The 16,271-nt window shown below is 66.3% G+C and carries 14 protein-coding genes; 4 read left to right on the top strand and 10 right to left on the bottom strand.

What is annotated here, in order from left to right; translation table 11 throughout:
- Positions 1-68: 68 nt before the first annotated feature.
- A complete protein-coding gene (locus tag AC1PMG_RS01565) occupies positions 69-605 on the top strand; it encodes a pseudouridine synthase (protein WP_481110406.1) in 537 nt (178 codons plus the stop codon).
- 290 nt (positions 606-895) lie between these two features.
- Here AC1PMG_RS01565 and AC1PMG_RS01570 read toward each other — a convergent pair whose 3' ends face one another.
- The 3 genes from AC1PMG_RS01570 to hrpB form a co-directional block, all read right to left on the bottom strand.
- Entirely contained in the window at positions 896-1,306 is a 411-nt protein-coding gene (locus AC1PMG_RS01570) for a hypothetical protein (protein ID WP_017908157.1), read from the bottom strand.
- A 118-nt stretch (positions 1,307-1,424) separates the two neighbouring features.
- The gene (locus AC1PMG_RS01575; protein WP_481110407.1) at positions 1,425-2,324 is read right to left on the bottom strand and encodes a hypothetical protein; all 900 of its coding nucleotides are present in this window, start codon (positions 2,322-2,324) and stop codon (positions 1,425-1,427) included.
- Between the two features lie 225 nt (positions 2,325-2,549).
- Positions 2,550-5,159: an ATP-dependent helicase HrpB gene (hrpB, locus tag AC1PMG_RS01580; protein WP_481110408.1), complete on the bottom strand. Its 2,610-nt coding sequence runs from the start codon at positions 5,157-5,159 to the stop codon at positions 2,550-2,552.
- A gap of 97 nt (positions 5,160-5,256) precedes the next feature.
- Between hrpB and AC1PMG_RS01585 the strand changes: the two genes are divergently transcribed.
- A complete protein-coding gene (locus AC1PMG_RS01585) occupies positions 5,257-6,054 on the top strand; it encodes a TatD family hydrolase (RefSeq protein ID WP_481110409.1) in 798 nt (265 codons plus the stop codon).
- A 544-nt stretch (positions 6,055-6,598) separates the two neighbouring features.
- Complete coding sequence (locus AC1PMG_RS01590; protein ID WP_481109034.1) at positions 6,599-7,570, top strand: IS110 family RNA-guided transposase; 972 nt, start codon at positions 6,599-6,601, stop codon at positions 7,568-7,570.
- A gap of 62 nt (positions 7,571-7,632) precedes the next feature.
- Here the strand turns inward: AC1PMG_RS01590 and AC1PMG_RS01595 are convergent, their stop codons facing one another.
- The 7 genes from AC1PMG_RS01595 to AC1PMG_RS01625 form a co-directional block, all read right to left on the bottom strand.
- The gene (locus AC1PMG_RS01595) at positions 7,633-8,136 is read right to left on the bottom strand and encodes a hypothetical protein (protein ID WP_481110410.1); all 504 of its coding nucleotides are present in this window, start codon (positions 8,134-8,136) and stop codon (positions 7,633-7,635) included.
- Between the two features lie 183 nt (positions 8,137-8,319).
- Positions 8,320-9,264: a 2-dehydropantoate 2-reductase gene (gene panE, locus AC1PMG_RS01600; protein WP_481110411.1), complete on the bottom strand. Its 945-nt coding sequence runs from the start codon at positions 9,262-9,264 to the stop codon at positions 8,320-8,322.
- 169 nt (positions 9,265-9,433) lie between these two features.
- Entirely contained in the window at positions 9,434-10,465 is a 1,032-nt protein-coding gene (locus AC1PMG_RS01605) for an OmpA family protein (RefSeq protein WP_481110412.1), read from the bottom strand.
- A gap of 705 nt (positions 10,466-11,170) precedes the next feature.
- Positions 11,171-12,169 (bottom strand): hypothetical protein, encoded by a 999-nt coding sequence (locus AC1PMG_RS01610; protein WP_481110413.1) that lies wholly within the window; start codon positions 12,167-12,169, stop codon positions 11,171-11,173.
- Between the two features lie 11 nt (positions 12,170-12,180).
- Positions 12,181-12,774, bottom strand: a complete 594-nt coding sequence (locus AC1PMG_RS01615) for a hypothetical protein (protein WP_481110414.1) — start codon at positions 12,772-12,774, stop codon at positions 12,181-12,183.
- A gap of 735 nt (positions 12,775-13,509) precedes the next feature.
- Positions 13,510-14,325, bottom strand: a complete 816-nt coding sequence (locus AC1PMG_RS01620; RefSeq protein ID WP_017907701.1) for an ABC transporter permease — start codon at positions 14,323-14,325, stop codon at positions 13,510-13,512.
- Between the two features lie 19 nt (positions 14,326-14,344).
- Positions 14,345-15,343 (bottom strand): ABC transporter ATP-binding protein, encoded by a 999-nt coding sequence (locus AC1PMG_RS01625; RefSeq protein WP_481110415.1) that lies wholly within the window; start codon positions 15,341-15,343, stop codon positions 14,345-14,347.
- Positions 15,344-15,480: 137 nt separating this feature from the next.
- Here AC1PMG_RS01625 and AC1PMG_RS01630 point away from each other — a divergent pair, with 137 nt between their 5' ends.
- Positions 15,481-16,191: an FAD-binding oxidoreductase gene (locus AC1PMG_RS01630; protein ID WP_342074597.1), complete on the top strand. Its 711-nt coding sequence runs from the start codon at positions 15,481-15,483 to the stop codon at positions 16,189-16,191.
- Positions 16,192-16,271: the final 80 nt, after the last annotated feature.

Raw genomic sequence — 16,271 nt, forward strand, 5'->3', positions numbered from 1 at the left:
ACGCCGCGCGCGCATGGGACAATGCCTGCGCCGCGTCGTGCGGCGCAGGTTCGCTGCCGTTCCCGCCGATGCTGATCGCCTTCAACAAGCCCTTCAACGTGCTGTGCCAGTTCACCGACCGCAGCACGCCGCCGCGGCGCACCCTGGCCGAGTTCGGCCTGCCCGCCGATGTGTACGCGGCCGGGCGCCTGGACTACGACAGCGAAGGCCTGCTGCTGCTGACCGACGATGGCGCGCTGGCGCATCGTCTTACCGATCCGCGGCACAAGCAGCCCAAGACCTACTGGGTGCAGGTGGAGGGTGCACCGCAACCGGAGCAGCTGCAGCGCCTGCGCGACGGTGTGCTGTTGAACGACGGCCCGACCGCGCGGGCCGAGGTGACGCTGCTGGACACAGCGCCATCGCTGTGGTCGCGCGATCCGCCGGTGCGCTTCCGCAAAAGCGTGCCCGATGCCTGGTTGCAGATCGTGCTGCGCGAAGGCCGCAACCGCCAGGTGCGGCGGATGACGGCCGCGGTCGGCCTGCCGACCCTGCGCCTGGTGCGTGTGGCGATGGGCGCGCACCGCCTGGACGGGTTGGCGCCGGGGGCCTGGCGCGCGCTGTAGTGCGTGTTGTGCCGAGTGACGCGTAGGAGCGTTTCAGCCGCGACCGAGACGTTACCGATGCGCTCCGGTCGCGGCTGAAGCCGCTCCTACATGGGAGGCATCGCGGGTGGGGAAATCGCCGTTGCGACTCTCCAATCCCGATTCCCCAATCCCGGCTCACCGCGTCGCGGCTGACGCCGCTCCTACGTTGGAAAAGCAGGGCCGCAGTGAATCCATAAAAAAAGCGACCGGGATGTTTCCCGGTCGCTGCGTTTCATGCTGCGGCTGCCGTCAGCGGCAGTGCGCGGACCTCACTCTTCGGTGGCGTCCTGCGCTGCGGCATTGCGGCGCGTGCCGCGGGTGCTGGCAGCGCTGCGGCGCGCACCGACGTTGCCGCGCTTGTTGGCGGCTTCGATGCGCTGCGCATTGCCTTCGATCGGCGCGCCCTTGTCGCGCTGGCGCTTGCGGTAGATGGCGTAGCCGAGCAGACCCACACCCACCGCGGCAGCGGCGATCGCGATGGCCGGGTTGCGGCGCACGGCGGTGCGCGCGACCTTGGAGCCGGTCTTCACCGCACCCATCGCGGCGCCCGCCTTGAGCGCGCCCATCGCCTTGCCCGACTGCAACCACTTGTTCGCCTGCGGGCCGAAGTGCTTGAGGCTGTCGCCGGCGTGGCTGGCGAGATCCAGGGCGCGATCGGTGATGATGGTCAGCTTGCTCATGGGCGTCCCCTACTGGCAGGAATGAAGGGTTGCAGTGTCGCCCGCCTACCGTATACGGGGCGTTAGCGCGGCGCCGTGGATTCGTCTGCCGGCTGAATGGGGCGTGGTGGCGAGGCGTTTACCCTGAGGCTCCTGCATCGACGAGCAGGCTGACCGGGAAGAAAGTCAATTCCTTCCGTGAGGCGGCCGCCGCCGATAGCGCGATCTCCAGATCTTCCTGGAAATGCTCCAGTGCTTCGAGCACGCTGGAGGACTTCATCGCTTTCAGCGACGCCTGGAGTTGGATGCGGCCCAGCTCCACGAAGGCCTCCGTTCCGATGTCCAGGAGATGCGTGTGCCGAATCGTGTTCTGGTGTAGCCCGAATTCGCCGAGCGTCTCGTTGCCGGCGAATTGCCAGAGCCTCTCCACTCCCGGCTGATGCCGGGCCACGAAGGAGCGATCCCCGGCACTGGCAACGAATCCACCCTGCAGCCTGGCGTTTTTCAGATCGTCCAGACGGGGCAGGGGACCTTGGTAATCGAAGAAGACGATCGAGTAACGGGAGATCTCGCCTCCGACGTACCCGACTCCCACGCAGAGAAAGGCGCCTAACAGTCCCCCGCCGAGCGCGAAGGCGTAGGCTTGGTCTTCCCGAAAGATGCCTTCAATTGGTTTCGGTTCGGCGACGGCGTGCGGCTTGCCGAGTTTCTTGAAAAGTGCCTGGAGCTGCGTCTTGCGCTTCTTCCCTTCACTGGCGCCGAAAAGACTTGTCCAGTTCTTTTCGTTAAAAAGGCTCCAGACTTTCGCTTCCAGGTCCGCTACGTCGGACGCGGACAGCAGGCCCGACTCCCAATAGGCGAGCGCGGTGCTGGTGAGATAGATTTCGTTGTCGAGGTCGTCGAATGTCTTGCGAGGCAACAGCGGGATGGCCTTCCTGATGGCAGTGGCCGGTTGCCCGGCTTGAACGGCCGCGAGCACGGCCGCATAGGCATCGTGCGCCAAGTCGCCATCGAGGATTTTCACGCCGTCCAGAGCCATGCGCACGTCGCCTTGTGTGAGGTGCCGGCGTTGTCGTGAAACCGGCGATTTCCCGGACAGGAACAACCAACACGATGCTGCCGGAGCCAACGGACTGGGCTGTCGCAGCGTGATGCCAGAACGCCGCGGCGCCTTTGACATCTCTGCCAGCGCAACATACGCAACGCGGGTGGAAGGCACAATGCGCCGCGCCGCGAGAGGGGGCGCCCGGGCCTCGATGCGCGCTCAGGTGCCGCGTGGCTTGGCGCGATGGCTGGCGGTGGCGGTCCAGGGGTCGTCCGGCCACGGGTGGCGCGGATAGCGGCCTTTCATTTCCTTCTTCACTTCCGGATAGGTGTTGGACCAGAAGTTGCGCAGGTCCTGGGTGACCTGCAGCGGCCGCCCGCCGGGCGAGAGCAGGTGCAGCAGCAGCGGCACGCGGCCGTCGGCGATGCGCGGGGTGTCGGCCAGGCCGAACAGCTCCTGCAGCTTGACCGCCAGCACTGGCGGCTGCGGCTGCCCGGCGTGGTCCAGGCTGTAGTCGATGCGCCGTTCCATCCCCGACGGCACCGCGATACGCACCGGCGCGTGGCGGTCGATGGCCTGGCGGCGGTCCCACGGCAGCCGCGCCTTCAGCGCCTCGCCCAGTTCGTCCTCGCTCAGCGCATCGAGCCGGGTCTTGCCGGCGAAGGCCGGGCGCAGCCAGTCGTCGAGGCTGGCCAGCAGCGCGGCATCGCCCAGGTCCGGCAGGTCCAGTTCCGGCATCCACTGGCGCAGTCCCGCCACCCGTGCGCGCCATTGCGACAGGTTCTCGCTCCAGGGCAGCGCCTGCAGCCCAAGTTCGCGCACCGCCTCGGTCAGCGCCGCGGCTGCCTGCGCCGGTTCGACCCGGCCGGCGGGGCGGCTGTCGAGCACGATGCGGTCGAAACGGGTCTCGCGCAGCGCCGTGAGCGCGCGTCGTTCCGGGTCCCAGCGCACCACGTCTTCCTGTGCGAAGCGCTGCGGAAACTGCGCGCGCAGGTAGCGCTCGTCCACCGGTGCGGCGCGCAGCAGCAACGCGTCCTTGGCCTCGTGGCGCAGTTCGGTGGCGACCAGCCAGGGCTCGCCGCGCAGGTCGCTGTGCTCGAACAGGCGCACGCTGCGGCCGTTGGCCAGCTGGTAGCGCAGCGGATCGCTGGGGTGACGCGTGCCGATGCGGTCGGGAAAGGCGTGCGCCAGCAGATCGCCGAGTTCGTGCGCCTCCACGCTGTCCGGCGCTGCGGCGTCGCTGCGCAGGCGCCGTCGCCACTGCTTGGCGGCCGCATCGATCGCAGCCAGTGCGCCGCGGTTGGCGTCGTGCGGTACGCGGCCGCGGCGGAACGCGGCCAGGGCGCGCCAGCGTGCGGCCAGCGCGTCGCCGCCCTGGCGCAGCGGATCGCGCGCTTCGATCAGGGCGGCCAGGTCGCAGGCCAGCGCCTGCGCACGCGCATCGCCGGCCGCCAGCAGCATCGCCGCCAGCCGCGGATGCGTGCCCAGCGCGAGCATGCGCCGGCCGCTGGCGGTGATGGCGCCACTCTCGGCGAGTGCGCCGAGCCGCTGCAGCAGCTCGCGGGCGGCGGCGAGCGCGCCGGCCGGCGGCGGATCGACGAAGCGCAGGCCATCGCTGCCCCAGGCGGCCAGTTCCAGCGCCAGCCCGGCCAGCTCCACCTGCAGGATCTCGGCGCGGCGTTGCGCCTCCAGGCGTTGCGACTGCGGCCACAGCCGGTAGGTCCAGCCGCTGGCGACACGGCCGGCGCGGCCCGCGCGCTGGTCGGCCGAGGCCTGGGCGATGGCAGTCACGTCCAGCCGCGAGAAGCCGCTGTTGGGATCATAGTGCGGCTCGCGCGCCAGCCCGGCGTCGATCACCACGCGCACCCCGGGCAGCGTCACCGAGGACTCGGCCACATTGGTCGCCAGCACCACGCGCCGCCGCCCCTGCGGATCCGGCTGCAGCACCTTGCTCTGCTGTTCCACCGGCAATTCGCCATGCAGCGGCAACACCTCCACTCCGCTCCCTTCTCCCGCCGGGAGAAGGTGGCGCGCAGCGCCGGATGAGGGTACGCCAGAGGCGGTGCCGGCTGGAGTAAGACCCTCAGCACCACCCGCCACCGCACCACCCCCAACACCCGCCGTTTCCAGCGCCGCCTGCACCCGCCCGATCTCGCGCTGTCCGGGCAGGAACACCAGCACATCGCCCGGATGCTGCTGCAGCGCATGTTCGACCGCGCGCCGGGTCTGCGCCTCCAGCGATTCCTCGCGCCGCGCCGGGAAATGCGCGATCTCCACCGGGAAGCTGCGGCCGGCACTGGACAGCCGCGGCGCGTCGAGGAACTGCGCCAGGCGCTCGCCGTCCAGCGTGGCCGACATCACCACGATGCGCAGGTCTTCGCGCACCTGCGCCTGCACGTCCAGCGCCAGCGCCAGGCCCAGGTCCGCGGCCAGGTGGCGTTCGTGGAACTCGTCGAACAGCAGGGCGCCGACCCCGTCGAGCATTGGGTCGTCCTGCAGCATGCGGGTCAGGATGCCCTCGGTCACGACCTCGATGCGGGTGCGCGCGGACACCTTGTTCTCGAAGCGGATGCGATAGCCCACGGTCTCGCCCGGCGCCTCGCCGCGCTGCCGGGCCATGAAGGTGGCGGCGCTGCGCGCGGCGACCCGGCGCGGTTCCAGCATCACGATGCGCCGGCCCTGCAGCCAGGGCGCGTCGAGCAGCGCCGGCGGCACCTGGGTGGTCTTGCCGGCGCCGGGCGGGGCTTCCAGCACCAGGCGCGGATGGGCGGCGAGGCTGTCGCGCAGTTGCGGCAGCAGCGGATCGATCGGAAACACGGCGGACGTCATCGGCAAAGGATACGTGGCCGCCGCGCCGCCGTGGAGCGGCGGTGGGCGCATGGCCCGTACAATTGGCCGCTTTCCCGGCTGATTCCCGCGCAACCGCATGACCCTGATCGACATCGGCGCCAACCTCACCCACGAGTCCTTTGATCGCGACCGCGACGCGGTGCTGCAGCGCGCCCGCGATGCCGGCGTCGCGCAGCTGGTGGTCACCGGCGCCAGCCGCGAGCACTCGCCGCTGGCGCTGCAGTTGGCGCAGCGGCATCCGGGCGTGCTGTACGCCACCGCCGGGGTGCATCCGCACCATGCGGTGGAGTACACCGCCGAATGCGACGCCGAACTGCGCGCGCTGCATGCGCATGCCGAAGTGGTGGCGGTGGGCGAGTGCGGTTTGGACTACTTCCGCGATTTCTCGCCGCGCCCGGCGCAGCACCGCGCGTTCGAGCGGCAGCTGCAGCTGGCGGTGGACAACGGCAAGCCGCTGTTCCTGCACCAGCGCGACGCCCATGCCGACTTCATGGCGCTGATGCGCCAGTTCGACGGCAAGCTCGGTCCGGCGGTGGTGCATTGCTTCACCGGCAGCCGCGAGGAACTGTTCGACTACCTGGACCGCGACTGGTACATCGGCATCACCGGCTGGCTGTGCGACGAGCGCCGCGGCGCGCATCTGCGCGAGCTGGTGAAGCACATTCCCGCCGAGCGGTTGATGATCGAGACAGACGCGCCCTACCTGCTGCCACGCACGCTCAAGCCGACGCCGAAGGACCGCCGCAACGAGCCGGCGTTCCTCGCGCACATCGTCGACGAACTGGCGCGCGACCGTGGTGAGGACGTGGCCACGGTCGCCGCGGCCAGCACTGCTGCCGCGCGGACATTCTTCCGTTTGCCGATGCCGGGCTGAGTACGTCGACGCGGCGGGTTTCGTGTTTGGGGATTCGTGATTGGGGATTGGGGATTCGTAAAAGCGCGCTTGGCTGTACGCGTCTCTTGTAGGAGCGGCTTCAGCCGCGACCTGTCACCCGGTCGCGGCCGATGGTCCGGTGCCCATGCCGATCCTCTACGCGAACGTGCTGGCCGATGCGCCGCTGGAGAGCCTGGACGTAGTGGGCTGGCATTTTCTTGTGGGACGGACTTCAGTCCCGACGCCTGACGGTGTCAGTCGGCGTTGGGCTTCATCCGTCACGGCTGAAGCCGCTCCTTGTATCTGGACATGTCGCCCCTAAACAGGCGTCATGTCTTCCGACTGATCATCGGAGGAGGTGTGGGAGGTCCAGTCGCTCCTAAAGCTTCGAGCTTGCATCGTAGATCGGCTCCGCCCTCCACATGCTGGCCCTTGGGTGTCCGAACGGTATCCAGAGTCCGCCCCCCCGGGCGTGAACTCGCATCGACAAGGCAGGACCGGGCCCAGCGCCGATCATGACCCTGACACGATGGAGGAATCGCGCATGTCTCCCGTCATCGGCATCGACGTCGCCAAACGCAGTTTCGATGTGGCCATCGAGCTGACCAATGGCAAGCACCGTACCAAGGCCAAGTTGTCCAACGATGCCAAGGGCTTCCAGGCCCTGCAGGCATGGCTGCAGACGCATGCCCAGTCCGATAGCTGGATCGCCATGGAGGCCACCGGCACCTACCACCAGGCGCTGGCCGAGTTCCTCCACGCACGAGGCTATCGGGTGTGCGTGCTCAACCCGGCACAGACGGCCGCGTACGCACGCAGCCAACTCAGCCGGGTCAAGACCGATCGCAGCGATGCCAAGCTGATCGCCAGCTATGCCCTGCGTCACCGCGAGCAGTTACGCCGTTGGTCCCCTGATCCGCCGGCGCTCAAGCAGCTTAAAGCGCTGGTGCGCCGGCGCCAGGATCTGCAACAGATGCTGCAGATGGAGCGCAACCGGCTGGACGTCGCTCCGGCCCAGGTGAAGGACTCGATCCAGGTCCATCTGGCCGATCTGCAACACCACATCGCCCAGATCGAGCAGGCCATCGATGACCATATCGACCAGGATCCGACCTTGCGTGGGCAGCGCGAGCTGCTGGTGAGCATCCAGGGCATTGCCGACACCAGCGCGGCCTTGATGCTGGCCGAGCTTGGCGATGTGAGGCGCTTCGCCGATGCCTCGGCGGTGACCGCCTTCGCGGGCCTGAATCCGTGCCTGCAGGAGTCGGGCGAGCGCAAAGGCCACGTCTGCATCTCGCGTACCGGCTCGTCCCGCCTGCGCGCGGGCCTGTTCATGCCGGCCCTGGTGGCCATGACCCACAACCCGATCATCCGGGCGCTGAAACAGCGGCTGAGCGAACGCGGCAAAGCCGGCAAGCAGATCGTGTGCGCCGCCATGCGCAAGCTCCTGCACCTGGCCTACGGCGTTCTCAAATCGGGCACGGCGTTCGATCCGAAAAGGGGCCTTGCCTGCTAGGGGGTAAGACGGTATCTACGTGGGTAACGTGAGTCGGCCTGCCCGGGTGGCGCCCACTCGCCTCAATCGACCTGCGCGTCCTCGCGCTTGGCTTCCGCCATGGCTTCCGGCTCCAGTTCCTCGGCGCTGCGGTTGAGCTTGACGAACACGCCCCATGCGATCAGCAGCAGCGCCGCGCACAGGCCGACCGCCGAGGCGTAGGGCAGCTTGGACGGATCGTCGTGCATCAGTTCGAAGATCGACACCAGGGTCTCGATCGCCAGGGCGATGACGATGACCACGAAGAACCGCGACAGATAGCGACGCACCCGGGTCGGTCCGCTGACCTTGACGTCGCGCTGCACCTCTTCCTCGTAGATGGTCTGGCCCAGTTCCAGGGTCACCAGCGCCACGGTGAGCAGTCCGATCGCTTCCAGCACCACGTTGAAGCGGTCGCGCACCACCAGTTCGCCGCCCGGGGTCAGGCCGTGCCACAGCTCGAGCACGGCCATGCAGATCAGCCCGGCCGCGCACAGCAGGAACAGCAGGATGATGAGGAAATGCCCGCCGCGGAACAGTTTTGCCATGTGCGTGCCCGCTCGCTGGCCCCCTGTGTGGTGGGCGAGCATAGGCGCCAGGCGCGTCAGCGGCGCGCGAAGACGCAGGGCCGCCCTCGGGACGGCGTGGGTACGACGTTGCCCGGAGCACCGTGGCGGGCGTGCGCAGGGCAGGGGCGCGCTGCGCGCGGCACTGGCTTCCCGCGGTGAACCTCAGCGCGCGGGCAGACCGGCCTGGTACGCCTGCAGGTGGCAGTACGCCGCCATCAGCAGCGGTGCGTCCTGTCCGGCGGTACGGGCGCGGACCAGCATGTCGCCGACGATCTGCTGCGCTTCCACCTGTTGTCCGGCTTCCAGGTCGCGCAGCATCGAGGCCTTCATCGGCGAGCCTGGCTGGGTCAGCAATTGCAGCGCGTTGGCCTGCGCCGCCTCGGGCACCGGTTCGCCGGCGGCCGCGGCCACCGCCGTGCATTCGGCATACAGGCCGCGCACCAGCGTCACCCCATCGTCGCTGGCGACGATACGCCCGATCGGCGCACGCATCAGGCAGGTGGCCGCGGCCAGCGCGGTGAGGAAGGTGTACTTGATCCATTGCTCCTGCGCGATCCGCGGCGCAGCCAGATGATCCACGTCGGCCTGCGCGCATGCCGCTGCCAGGGCACGCACGCGCGGGCTGTGGGCGCCGCGGCCGTCGCGCTCGCCGAAGGTCAGCGAGGCCGGCTTGGCCAGGTGCTGGATCGCGCCGTCGGCGTCGAGCACCGCGCTGATGAAGCACAGCCCACCGATCACCCGCTCCGCACCGAAGCGCGCATCCAGCGCCCGGTAGTGGCGCAGGCCGTTGAGGATCGGCAACACACTGGTGCCGTCGTGCACCGCCGGCGCCACCGCGTTCAGTGAACTTTCCAGGTCGTAGGCCTTGCAACTCAGCAGCACCAGATCGAACGGCCGCGCCTGTGCCGCGCCGGGCAGCGTCTCGGCGGTGAGCGTGATCACCGCGATCGCCGCATCGCCACGCGGACTGCGGATGCGCAGGCCGTCGCGCTGCAGGCGTGCGGCCCGCGGCGGCCGCACCAGGAAGCTGACATCGACGCCGGCCTGGGCCAGGCGTCCGCCGAAGTAACCGCCGGTCGCGCCGGCACCGAGAATCAGGATACGCATGAGACGTGGATCGCCATGGAGTGGAAGGCGTCCGACTGCGGGAACGCATGCCGGCAAGCGGGCGCGCGTGCGGTCCTGTCGACGATGCGGCGCAATTGGCCATGCCGTTGCGCCGCACCGCGACCCGCACGCATCAGGGGTGACCGCATGCAGCGGTACCCGGTGCGGCTCAGCTCTTCTTTACCAGTTCGACGCGGCGGTTCTGCGACTTGCCTTGCTCGGTCGCATTGTCTGCCACCGGGTCGGCATCGCCGAAGCCGGCTGCGGTCAGACGCGACGCGTCGATACCCTGCGCGACGAGCGCGGCGACCACCGCCTTGGCGCGTCCTTCCGACAGCGACTTATTGTGCGCGGCATCGCCGGTGCCGTCGGTATAGCCGTTGACGGCCAGCTTCAACTCGGCGTCCTGCTTGAGCAACTGCACCACCTGCGCGATCTGCGGCTGCGAATCGGGCAGGATGTCGGTCTTGTCGGTGGCGAAATTGACGTGCAAGGCCACTTTGCCGGTCTTGTCGATCTGCGTCTTCAGTTCGCTGGCCGGCAGCAGGCTGGCGGTGACCTGCAGCGGCTTGGTCTCGGCGATAAGCAGGCCGCCGCCGAACTGGTAGCTGCACAGCTGGATCCAGATGTCGCGATCGGCGCGATGCACCACGAACACCTGTACGGGGTTGTTCCAGACATCGCCCAGGCCGCTGTTGTACTTGGTGGCGACATCGCGCGGCCACTCCTTGATCTTCTGCGTGGCCGCTTCGGGGATCCGGCCGTCGAAGATCTTCTTGCCGCCGAGTGCGGTGACCACCGCCTCGATGTTGCGCGACAGCTCCAGGTCGGAGAAGGTCTTGCCCTGCGCCGCATCGATGTGCGCCGACCAGACCTTGCCCTCGACCGGCTGCAGGCGATCGCCGGTCCAGAACGGCACTTGGTCGAAGTCCGCGACGTCCGGCGTGCTGCCGGTGACATAGCCGGTGGGCAGCGCGATGTAGGGGAAATCTCCCAGTGGGACGTCGGACACCGGCAGGCTGGCAGGATCGAATGCCGTACTGGCGGGGGACTGGGCCGCGGGAGTTTCCTGCGCGCCGCTGGCGGTCGCCGCGGGGGCCGTCGCCTGATCGTCGGGATGTGCGGCTTGCTCGTGCTTCTTGCAGGCGCTCAGACTTGCGATGACGGCCAGGGCCAACGTCGCCGCTACTGCTCTTTTCACAGAGATACTCCTTGTCTGGGGACGAACCAAATTAGTGTAACTGTGTGATCGGCCGATCTTGCCGCAGCACCATGAATCGGCGTCGCTCCACGATGGGTGGCATATGTCCCGCTTCGGTCGCAGCGGACGCGGACTCGGTGTGGGAGGTTGGCCGGCTGGAACAACGTGTGCGGCTGCAGGCCTTGGTCGACCGTTGCTGTTCAGCCCGGCCTTGCCGCGATAGGCGAGCACCAGACCGGTCTGTCGATCAAGCCACAGCGTGCCTTGCCGGTCCCACCGGGACCGGCCGAGTCGACCAGCCGGTAACGCATTGCACGGCGGTGCGCCCCGCGTGCAGGCCTCGGTCGCCACGCGGGCTTGCCTGTCGGCACAGGGCTGCTCGGGGCCCAAGCGCCGTGGCCAGCGGCATGCCTCAGTCCTGCCGGGCGACGATCCAGCAGGGGGCCTTCTTCGCCAAGATCAGCCCATAAGGCGGACCAGGCGACACCCTGGATCTGGCGCTGCTCCGGGATCCTGGTGGTGCATCCACCAGGATCCGGAACGACGCCAGGATTTGCAGGCATGCATTGATTCGGCGTGTCGAACTGATCCTGGCCGACGGCATCAAGCGCTGATTGGCACTACGCGTAAACAGCTTTGGGCACTCACGCCTGGGGCATCTGGTGCTTTTTTATAGGGGGCGCCTCTACTTAAAAAATCAATCAATTATTTTGCGATCAGACGCTTCAATGTCTCTGTCGCCAGTGGGGGAAATGCGGACGATAGATCGGTCGGCTGGTCTTCCTTGACGAAAGATCCTGAGATGACGACCAGTGCATTCTTGTGGACTACAGCCAAATCGTACCTTCCTTCGATTTTCCCTGCGCATAACAGTTTGCCGGCGTCGTTCGTCACTTTTTCGCAGCCAAATGCGTCTTGATATTTCTCGAACTCCGCGAAGGCGCTAGATTCGCTGGGTTCAATGTAAACGGTTGTTTCTACAAGCGAGCTCCAGATGGCGTAATAAGGCGTCTCGTGGACAGTGTATTTGAACTTGCCTCCATAATAGCTACAGGAGGCTTTGTCACCTTCGAAATCGGACTTGTGAAAATCTTCGCCATCAGGATCGCCTTGTCTGAATTTGGCTTGATAGGACGCCTGATCACAAAAGTCCGCCTTGCCGTAGTAGAGAGGAGTGGCTGGTGGCGGGGATCGATAGGGAGGGAGTGTCAACGTGCCTGTGCACCCGTCCTTCTTCAATTGCGTTGAAACAATCTTGCGGTTGTTCGCGTCCTCCAGTTCCGCTGTCGTGACCGGGGTGCCACCCAATGCCGTGAGCGTTTCCCTCCACATATTCGGCAGGATCTCGCCGAGCCTGGGGCTTATCGCTCCGACGATATTGGAATATATTCCGAGGCTTCCTTCCAGGTTGTCGCCTTCTATTATTTTCTTGAAGTTCGGAAGGTTGTTGATGATCTCGGTAGGAACAGGGCTTCCCAGCTTGTGTTGCGCATACTCCGTCACCACGGTCTGCGCGGTGGCGTAGACGCCTTCCAGCACCGCCTTGTCCGCGTCCGACAAGTCGTCCAGTGCTGGAATGTCCTGTTCCTTGACGGTCTCATAGAGGGGAAGGATCGGATGGGCGTCGCAGGTCTGCGCCAGCGCGGAGTCGGTGGCCCAGAAAAATAGCGCCGCAACGAGCGAAACTAGTGTCGATGGCTTCATGGCTCTCTCCTTTATTGGCAAAAAGATGGAACTTTTTTGCAAATCTGAGTCTGCGGCGCATTGTGCGGCGGGAGAGAGTAGTCTTTGCTCAAATCGACGGAGCATCCCTTGCTCTTCAAGTGATCCCTGACCAGCTTTCGGTATTTTTGGTCGTTTATTTCCGACAAGGAGAAGGCGCGAGGCCCTGGGGTGGATGCGAGCTTTAGTGTCTCGATCTCCTGAAGTGCCTTGTTCAGTAGATTGGCGTTCTCATAGGTGAGGACGTAATTGGAAAAACTTCCAAGCACTCCGCGGATCGATTCGGATTCGTCGTTCGCATTTATGATGGTTGCGATGTTGGCGACGTTGAATAACGACGGACTGTAGTCGGTTTCGGAATCATCCTCGGCTATGATCTGGTCCTGAATTGCGGACGCGGCATTGGAGTAAAACTCATGGAGGCGGTTGAGCTGGTCGTCGTTCAGGCCGTCCAAATAGCTGAACTCGTTCTCTCTGGCCTGTTTGTATGCTGCAACATATTCGTCGTTGCTACAGATCGACTGCGCCGCCGCGGCTTCGACTCCGGAAAAAGAAAAAGCTAGAAATAATAATGCTGTCGACTTCACGTGCTCTCCTTGTCGCTGTTGTAAATCCTATTTGATCTGGCTGGCCGGTTTTCCTGCCCTTGTCGCGCAGATGTGCGTGAATGGCATCAACCAATGCATGTGCCGTAGGCCAGCAAGCTGATGTTGTACGCTGAATGTGACGGCTACGTACTCGCGCATAAGACACCAAGGGCGCCGTAGCGTCAAATGCGATTCCTTTTTTTGATTGTGCTGCTCGTCACGTATTTCCTGCGCTTGTTTTCGTGCATCAAGCGCCGGGGGTGCACGCATTGCATGGCTGCGTGCCTCAATTGAGCGGTGTCGCTCCGCCAAGACGCAGCGCGTCCGATTTCATGCTACGAGGTCTGCATGATCTCGTTTTTTGGGTCTGATCGTGGCCGGACAGCTTTCGGCAAAACGGCGTCATTACGACGCGTACGGCGCTCGGCTTGCACTCTCCGCATGCCGGTCGTTCTGCCTGTAGGAGCCTTGCACACGACGGAGAACGTTGGTGCCGCGCATGTAGCAGGTTGTTCGCAATCAAAAAACGTATTGGCAGGACGGAGACTACAGCACGCGCAATCGCACGTGCCCGCCAAAGCGCCGAGTGAAGCGACGGCACCAGCGCAAGCCAGGGTCCATGCGGCGCATTGCATTCGGCGCTTGCGTCATCTCACCGACGATTGCCTGTGAAGACCCGGCGATTCTGGAAGGTCCGCGAGCGCCTCGAGCAGCGCCGCCCCGATCGCAGGGTTTTTAGCTGCGCAAGCCCACCCCGCGCCGCAGCAGCCACAGCGCCAGCGCCGCCAGCACCGCGACGAAGCCCAGCATCAGGCTGTAGGCCACCCACACCGGCACGTCGCTGCTGCCGAGCAGGCCGTAGCGGAAGGCGTTGACCATGTAGAAGATCGGGTTGGCGTGGGTGGCGGCCTCGGCCCAGCCGGGCAGCAGCTTGACCGAGTAGAACACGCCGCCCAGGTAGGTCAGCGGGGTCAGGATGAAGGTCGGCACGATCGCCACGTCGTCGAACTTCTTCGCGTAGACCGCGTTGATGAAGCCGGCCAGGGAGAAGATGGTCGCGCCCAGCAACACGGTGGTCAGGGTCACCAGCGGGTGCGGGATGCGCACCGGGGTGAAGAACATGGCGATGATCAGCACGATCACGCCGACCATCAGCCCGCGCAGCACCGCGCCGGCGACGTAGCCCCACAGGATCACCCAGTTGGGCATGGGGCTGACCAGCAGTTCCTCGACGTGGCGGCCGAACTTGGCGCCGAAGAAGCTGGAGCTGATGTTGCCGTAGCTGTTCTGGATCACGCTCATCATCACCAGGCCGGGGACGATGAACTGCATGTAGCTGTAGCCGCCCATGTCGCCCACGCGCGAGCCGATCAGGCCGCCGAAGATCAGGAAGTACAAGGTCATGGTGATCGCCGGCGGCACCAGGGTCTGGCCCCAGATGCGCAGGATGCGCTTGACCTCGCGGCGCACGATGGTGCCCAGCGCGACCCAGTTGCGCTGGGCGGGGGTGGCGTCGGAAACGGGAAGGGTGGAATCGGTCTGGGTGGTCATGGTCGTCGCCGTGAGGGCATCAGGGAGTGGCGGACGGCGTCGCGCCGGCGGTGGCCGTGGCAGCGTCGCGGTGCTCGCCGGTGAGGCGCACGAACAGTTCTTCCAGGCGATTGCTCTTGGTGCGCATGGAGCGCACGCGGATGCCGGCGTCGCCCAGTGCGGCGAACACGCGGTTGAGGTCCATCGCCCGCGGCATGTCCAGGTCCAGGGTGTGCGCGTCCTGTGCCAGCAGGGTGGTGCCCTCGATCGCCGGCAACTGCGCCGGCAACTCGCCGTCGATGTCCAGCAGGAAGCCTTCCACGTCCAGCTTGGCCAGCAGGGCGCGCATCGGCCCCTGTTCGACGATGCGGCCGCGGTCGATGATCGCCAGGTTGCGGCACAGGCTCTCCGCTTCCTCCAGGTAGTGCGTGGTGAGGATGATGGTGGTGCCGGCGCCGTTGATCTCGCGCAGCACGCGCCACATGTCGCGGCGGATCTCGATGTCCACGCCGGCGGTGGGTTCGTCCAGGATCAGCAGGCGCGGCCGGGTCATCATCGCGCGGGCGATCATCAGCCGCCGTTTCATGCCGCCGGACAGGGTGCGGCTCATCACATGGGCCTTCTCCCACAGGTGCGCGCGCTTGAGCTCCACTTCGGCCAGGCGCTCGGCCTCGGCGCGCGGCATGCCGTAAAAGCCGGCGTAGTTGACCAGGATGTCGAAGGGCTGCTCGAACAGGTTGAAGTTGATTTCCTGCGGCACCAGGCCGATCAGGCGCATCGCCGCGCTGCGCTGGCTGCTCAGGTCGGTGCCGAACACCTCGACCTGGCCGGCGCTGAGGTTGACCAGCGAGCTGATGATGCCGATCAGGGTGGACTTGCCGGCGCCGTTGGGGCCGAGCAGGGCGAAGAAGTCGCCGGGCAGCACGTCCAGCGACACGCCGTGCAGGGCCTGCACGCCGTTGTCGTAGGTCTTGCGCAGGTCGCGCACGCGCAGGGCGGGCGCCGGCGTCTGGGGAGAAAGAGCAGGTGCGGGAGTCAAGGCGGGCCTTCGCGCCGCATCGACGGCGCAGGAGAAGTGCAGCCGTTATTATAGAAGACCTCGTGGGGTCGCCCCCGGCCACAGACTGTTGCATCTCCGTGCCTGCCCAATTCCCGCTGAAACTGGTCGACCGCCACATGTTGGCCCCGGCCGTCGGCCACTATCGCTTCGTCCGCGATGATGGCCAACCCCTGCCGTTCGTGCCCGGCCAGTTCGTGCAGGTGCACTTCCATTATGCCGATGGCACCGCGACCAAGCGCAGCTACTCGCTGGCCACGCGTCACGATCCGGCGCAGCCGGCCGATGCCACCGTGGAGATCGCGGTCAGCTTTGTCGCCGGCGGCGCGGCCACCGCGCTGTTCGAAGGCCTGGAGATCGGCGGGCAGGTCTGCGCCAGCGGCCCGTACGGACGTTTCTGCCTGCAGCCGGGCGACAGCAACCGTCGCTATCTGCTGATCGCCACCGGCACCGGCGTCACGCCGTACCGCTCGATGCTGCCGCTGCTGGAAGCGGCGATGGCCGAGCGCGGCGTGGAAGTGGTGCTGCTGCTGGGGGCGCGGACCCCGGCCGAGCTGCTGTACGGCGACGAATTCCGCGCCTTCGCCGATGCGCATCCCGGTTTCCGCTTCGTGCCGTGTTTCTCGCGCGAGTTGCCGGAAGCGCCGCATCCGGACGTGCGGCATGGCTACGTGCAGCAGTTCCTCGGCGAATTCGCGCCGCAGGCCGAAGGCGACATCGCCTACCTGTGCGGCAATCCGAACATGGTCGATGCCTGCTTCGATGCGCTGAAGGACGCCGGCCTGCCGGTGCAGCACATCCGCCGCGAGAAGTACGTCAGCAGCAAGTAACGGCCGCTGTCGGCGCCGGACATCTCGCGTAGGAGCGGCTTCAGCCGCGATTGCTACATCTGCGGTCCGTCCAGGGCGAA

The sequence above is a fragment of the Xanthomonas sp. NCPPB 2250 genome (assembly GCF_056725265.1).

Excerpts from the sequence above, each read along its gene's own strand:
- AC1PMG_RS01595 (WP_481110410.1), bottom strand. The coding sequence starts at position 8,136 with ATGGCAAAACTGTTCCGCGGCGGGCATTTCCTCATCATCCTGCTGTTC.
- AC1PMG_RS01575 (WP_481110407.1), bottom strand. The coding sequence starts at position 2,324 with ATGGCTCTGGACGGCGTGAAAATCCTCGATGGCGACTTGGCGCACGAT.
- AC1PMG_RS01565 (WP_481110406.1), top strand. The coding sequence starts at position 69 with ATGCTGATCGCCTTCAACAAGCCCTTCAACGTGCTGTGCCAGTTCACC.
- AC1PMG_RS01620 (WP_017907701.1), bottom strand. The coding sequence starts at position 14,325 with ATGACCACCCAGACCGATTCCACCCTTCCCGTTTCCGACGCCACCCCC.
- AC1PMG_RS01585 (WP_481110409.1), top strand. The coding sequence starts at position 5,257 with ATGACCCTGATCGACATCGGCGCCAACCTCACCCACGAGTCCTTTGAT.
- panE (WP_481110411.1), bottom strand. The coding sequence starts at position 9,264 with ATGCGTATCCTGATTCTCGGTGCCGGCGCGACCGGCGGTTACTTCGGC.
- hrpB (WP_481110408.1), bottom strand. The coding sequence starts at position 5,159 with ATGACGTCCGCCGTGTTTCCGATCGATCCGCTGCTGCCGCAACTGCGC.
- AC1PMG_RS01610 (WP_481110413.1), bottom strand. The coding sequence starts at position 12,169 with ATGAAGCCATCGACACTAGTTTCGCTCGTTGCGGCGCTATTTTTCTGG.
- AC1PMG_RS01630 (WP_342074597.1), top strand. The coding sequence starts at position 15,481 with ATGTTGGCCCCGGCCGTCGGCCACTATCGCTTCGTCCGCGATGATGGC.
- AC1PMG_RS01590 (WP_481109034.1), top strand. The coding sequence starts at position 6,599 with ATGTCTCCCGTCATCGGCATCGACGTCGCCAAACGCAGTTTCGATGTG.
- AC1PMG_RS01570 (WP_017908157.1), bottom strand. The coding sequence starts at position 1,306 with ATGAGCAAGCTGACCATCATCACCGATCGCGCCCTGGATCTCGCCAGC.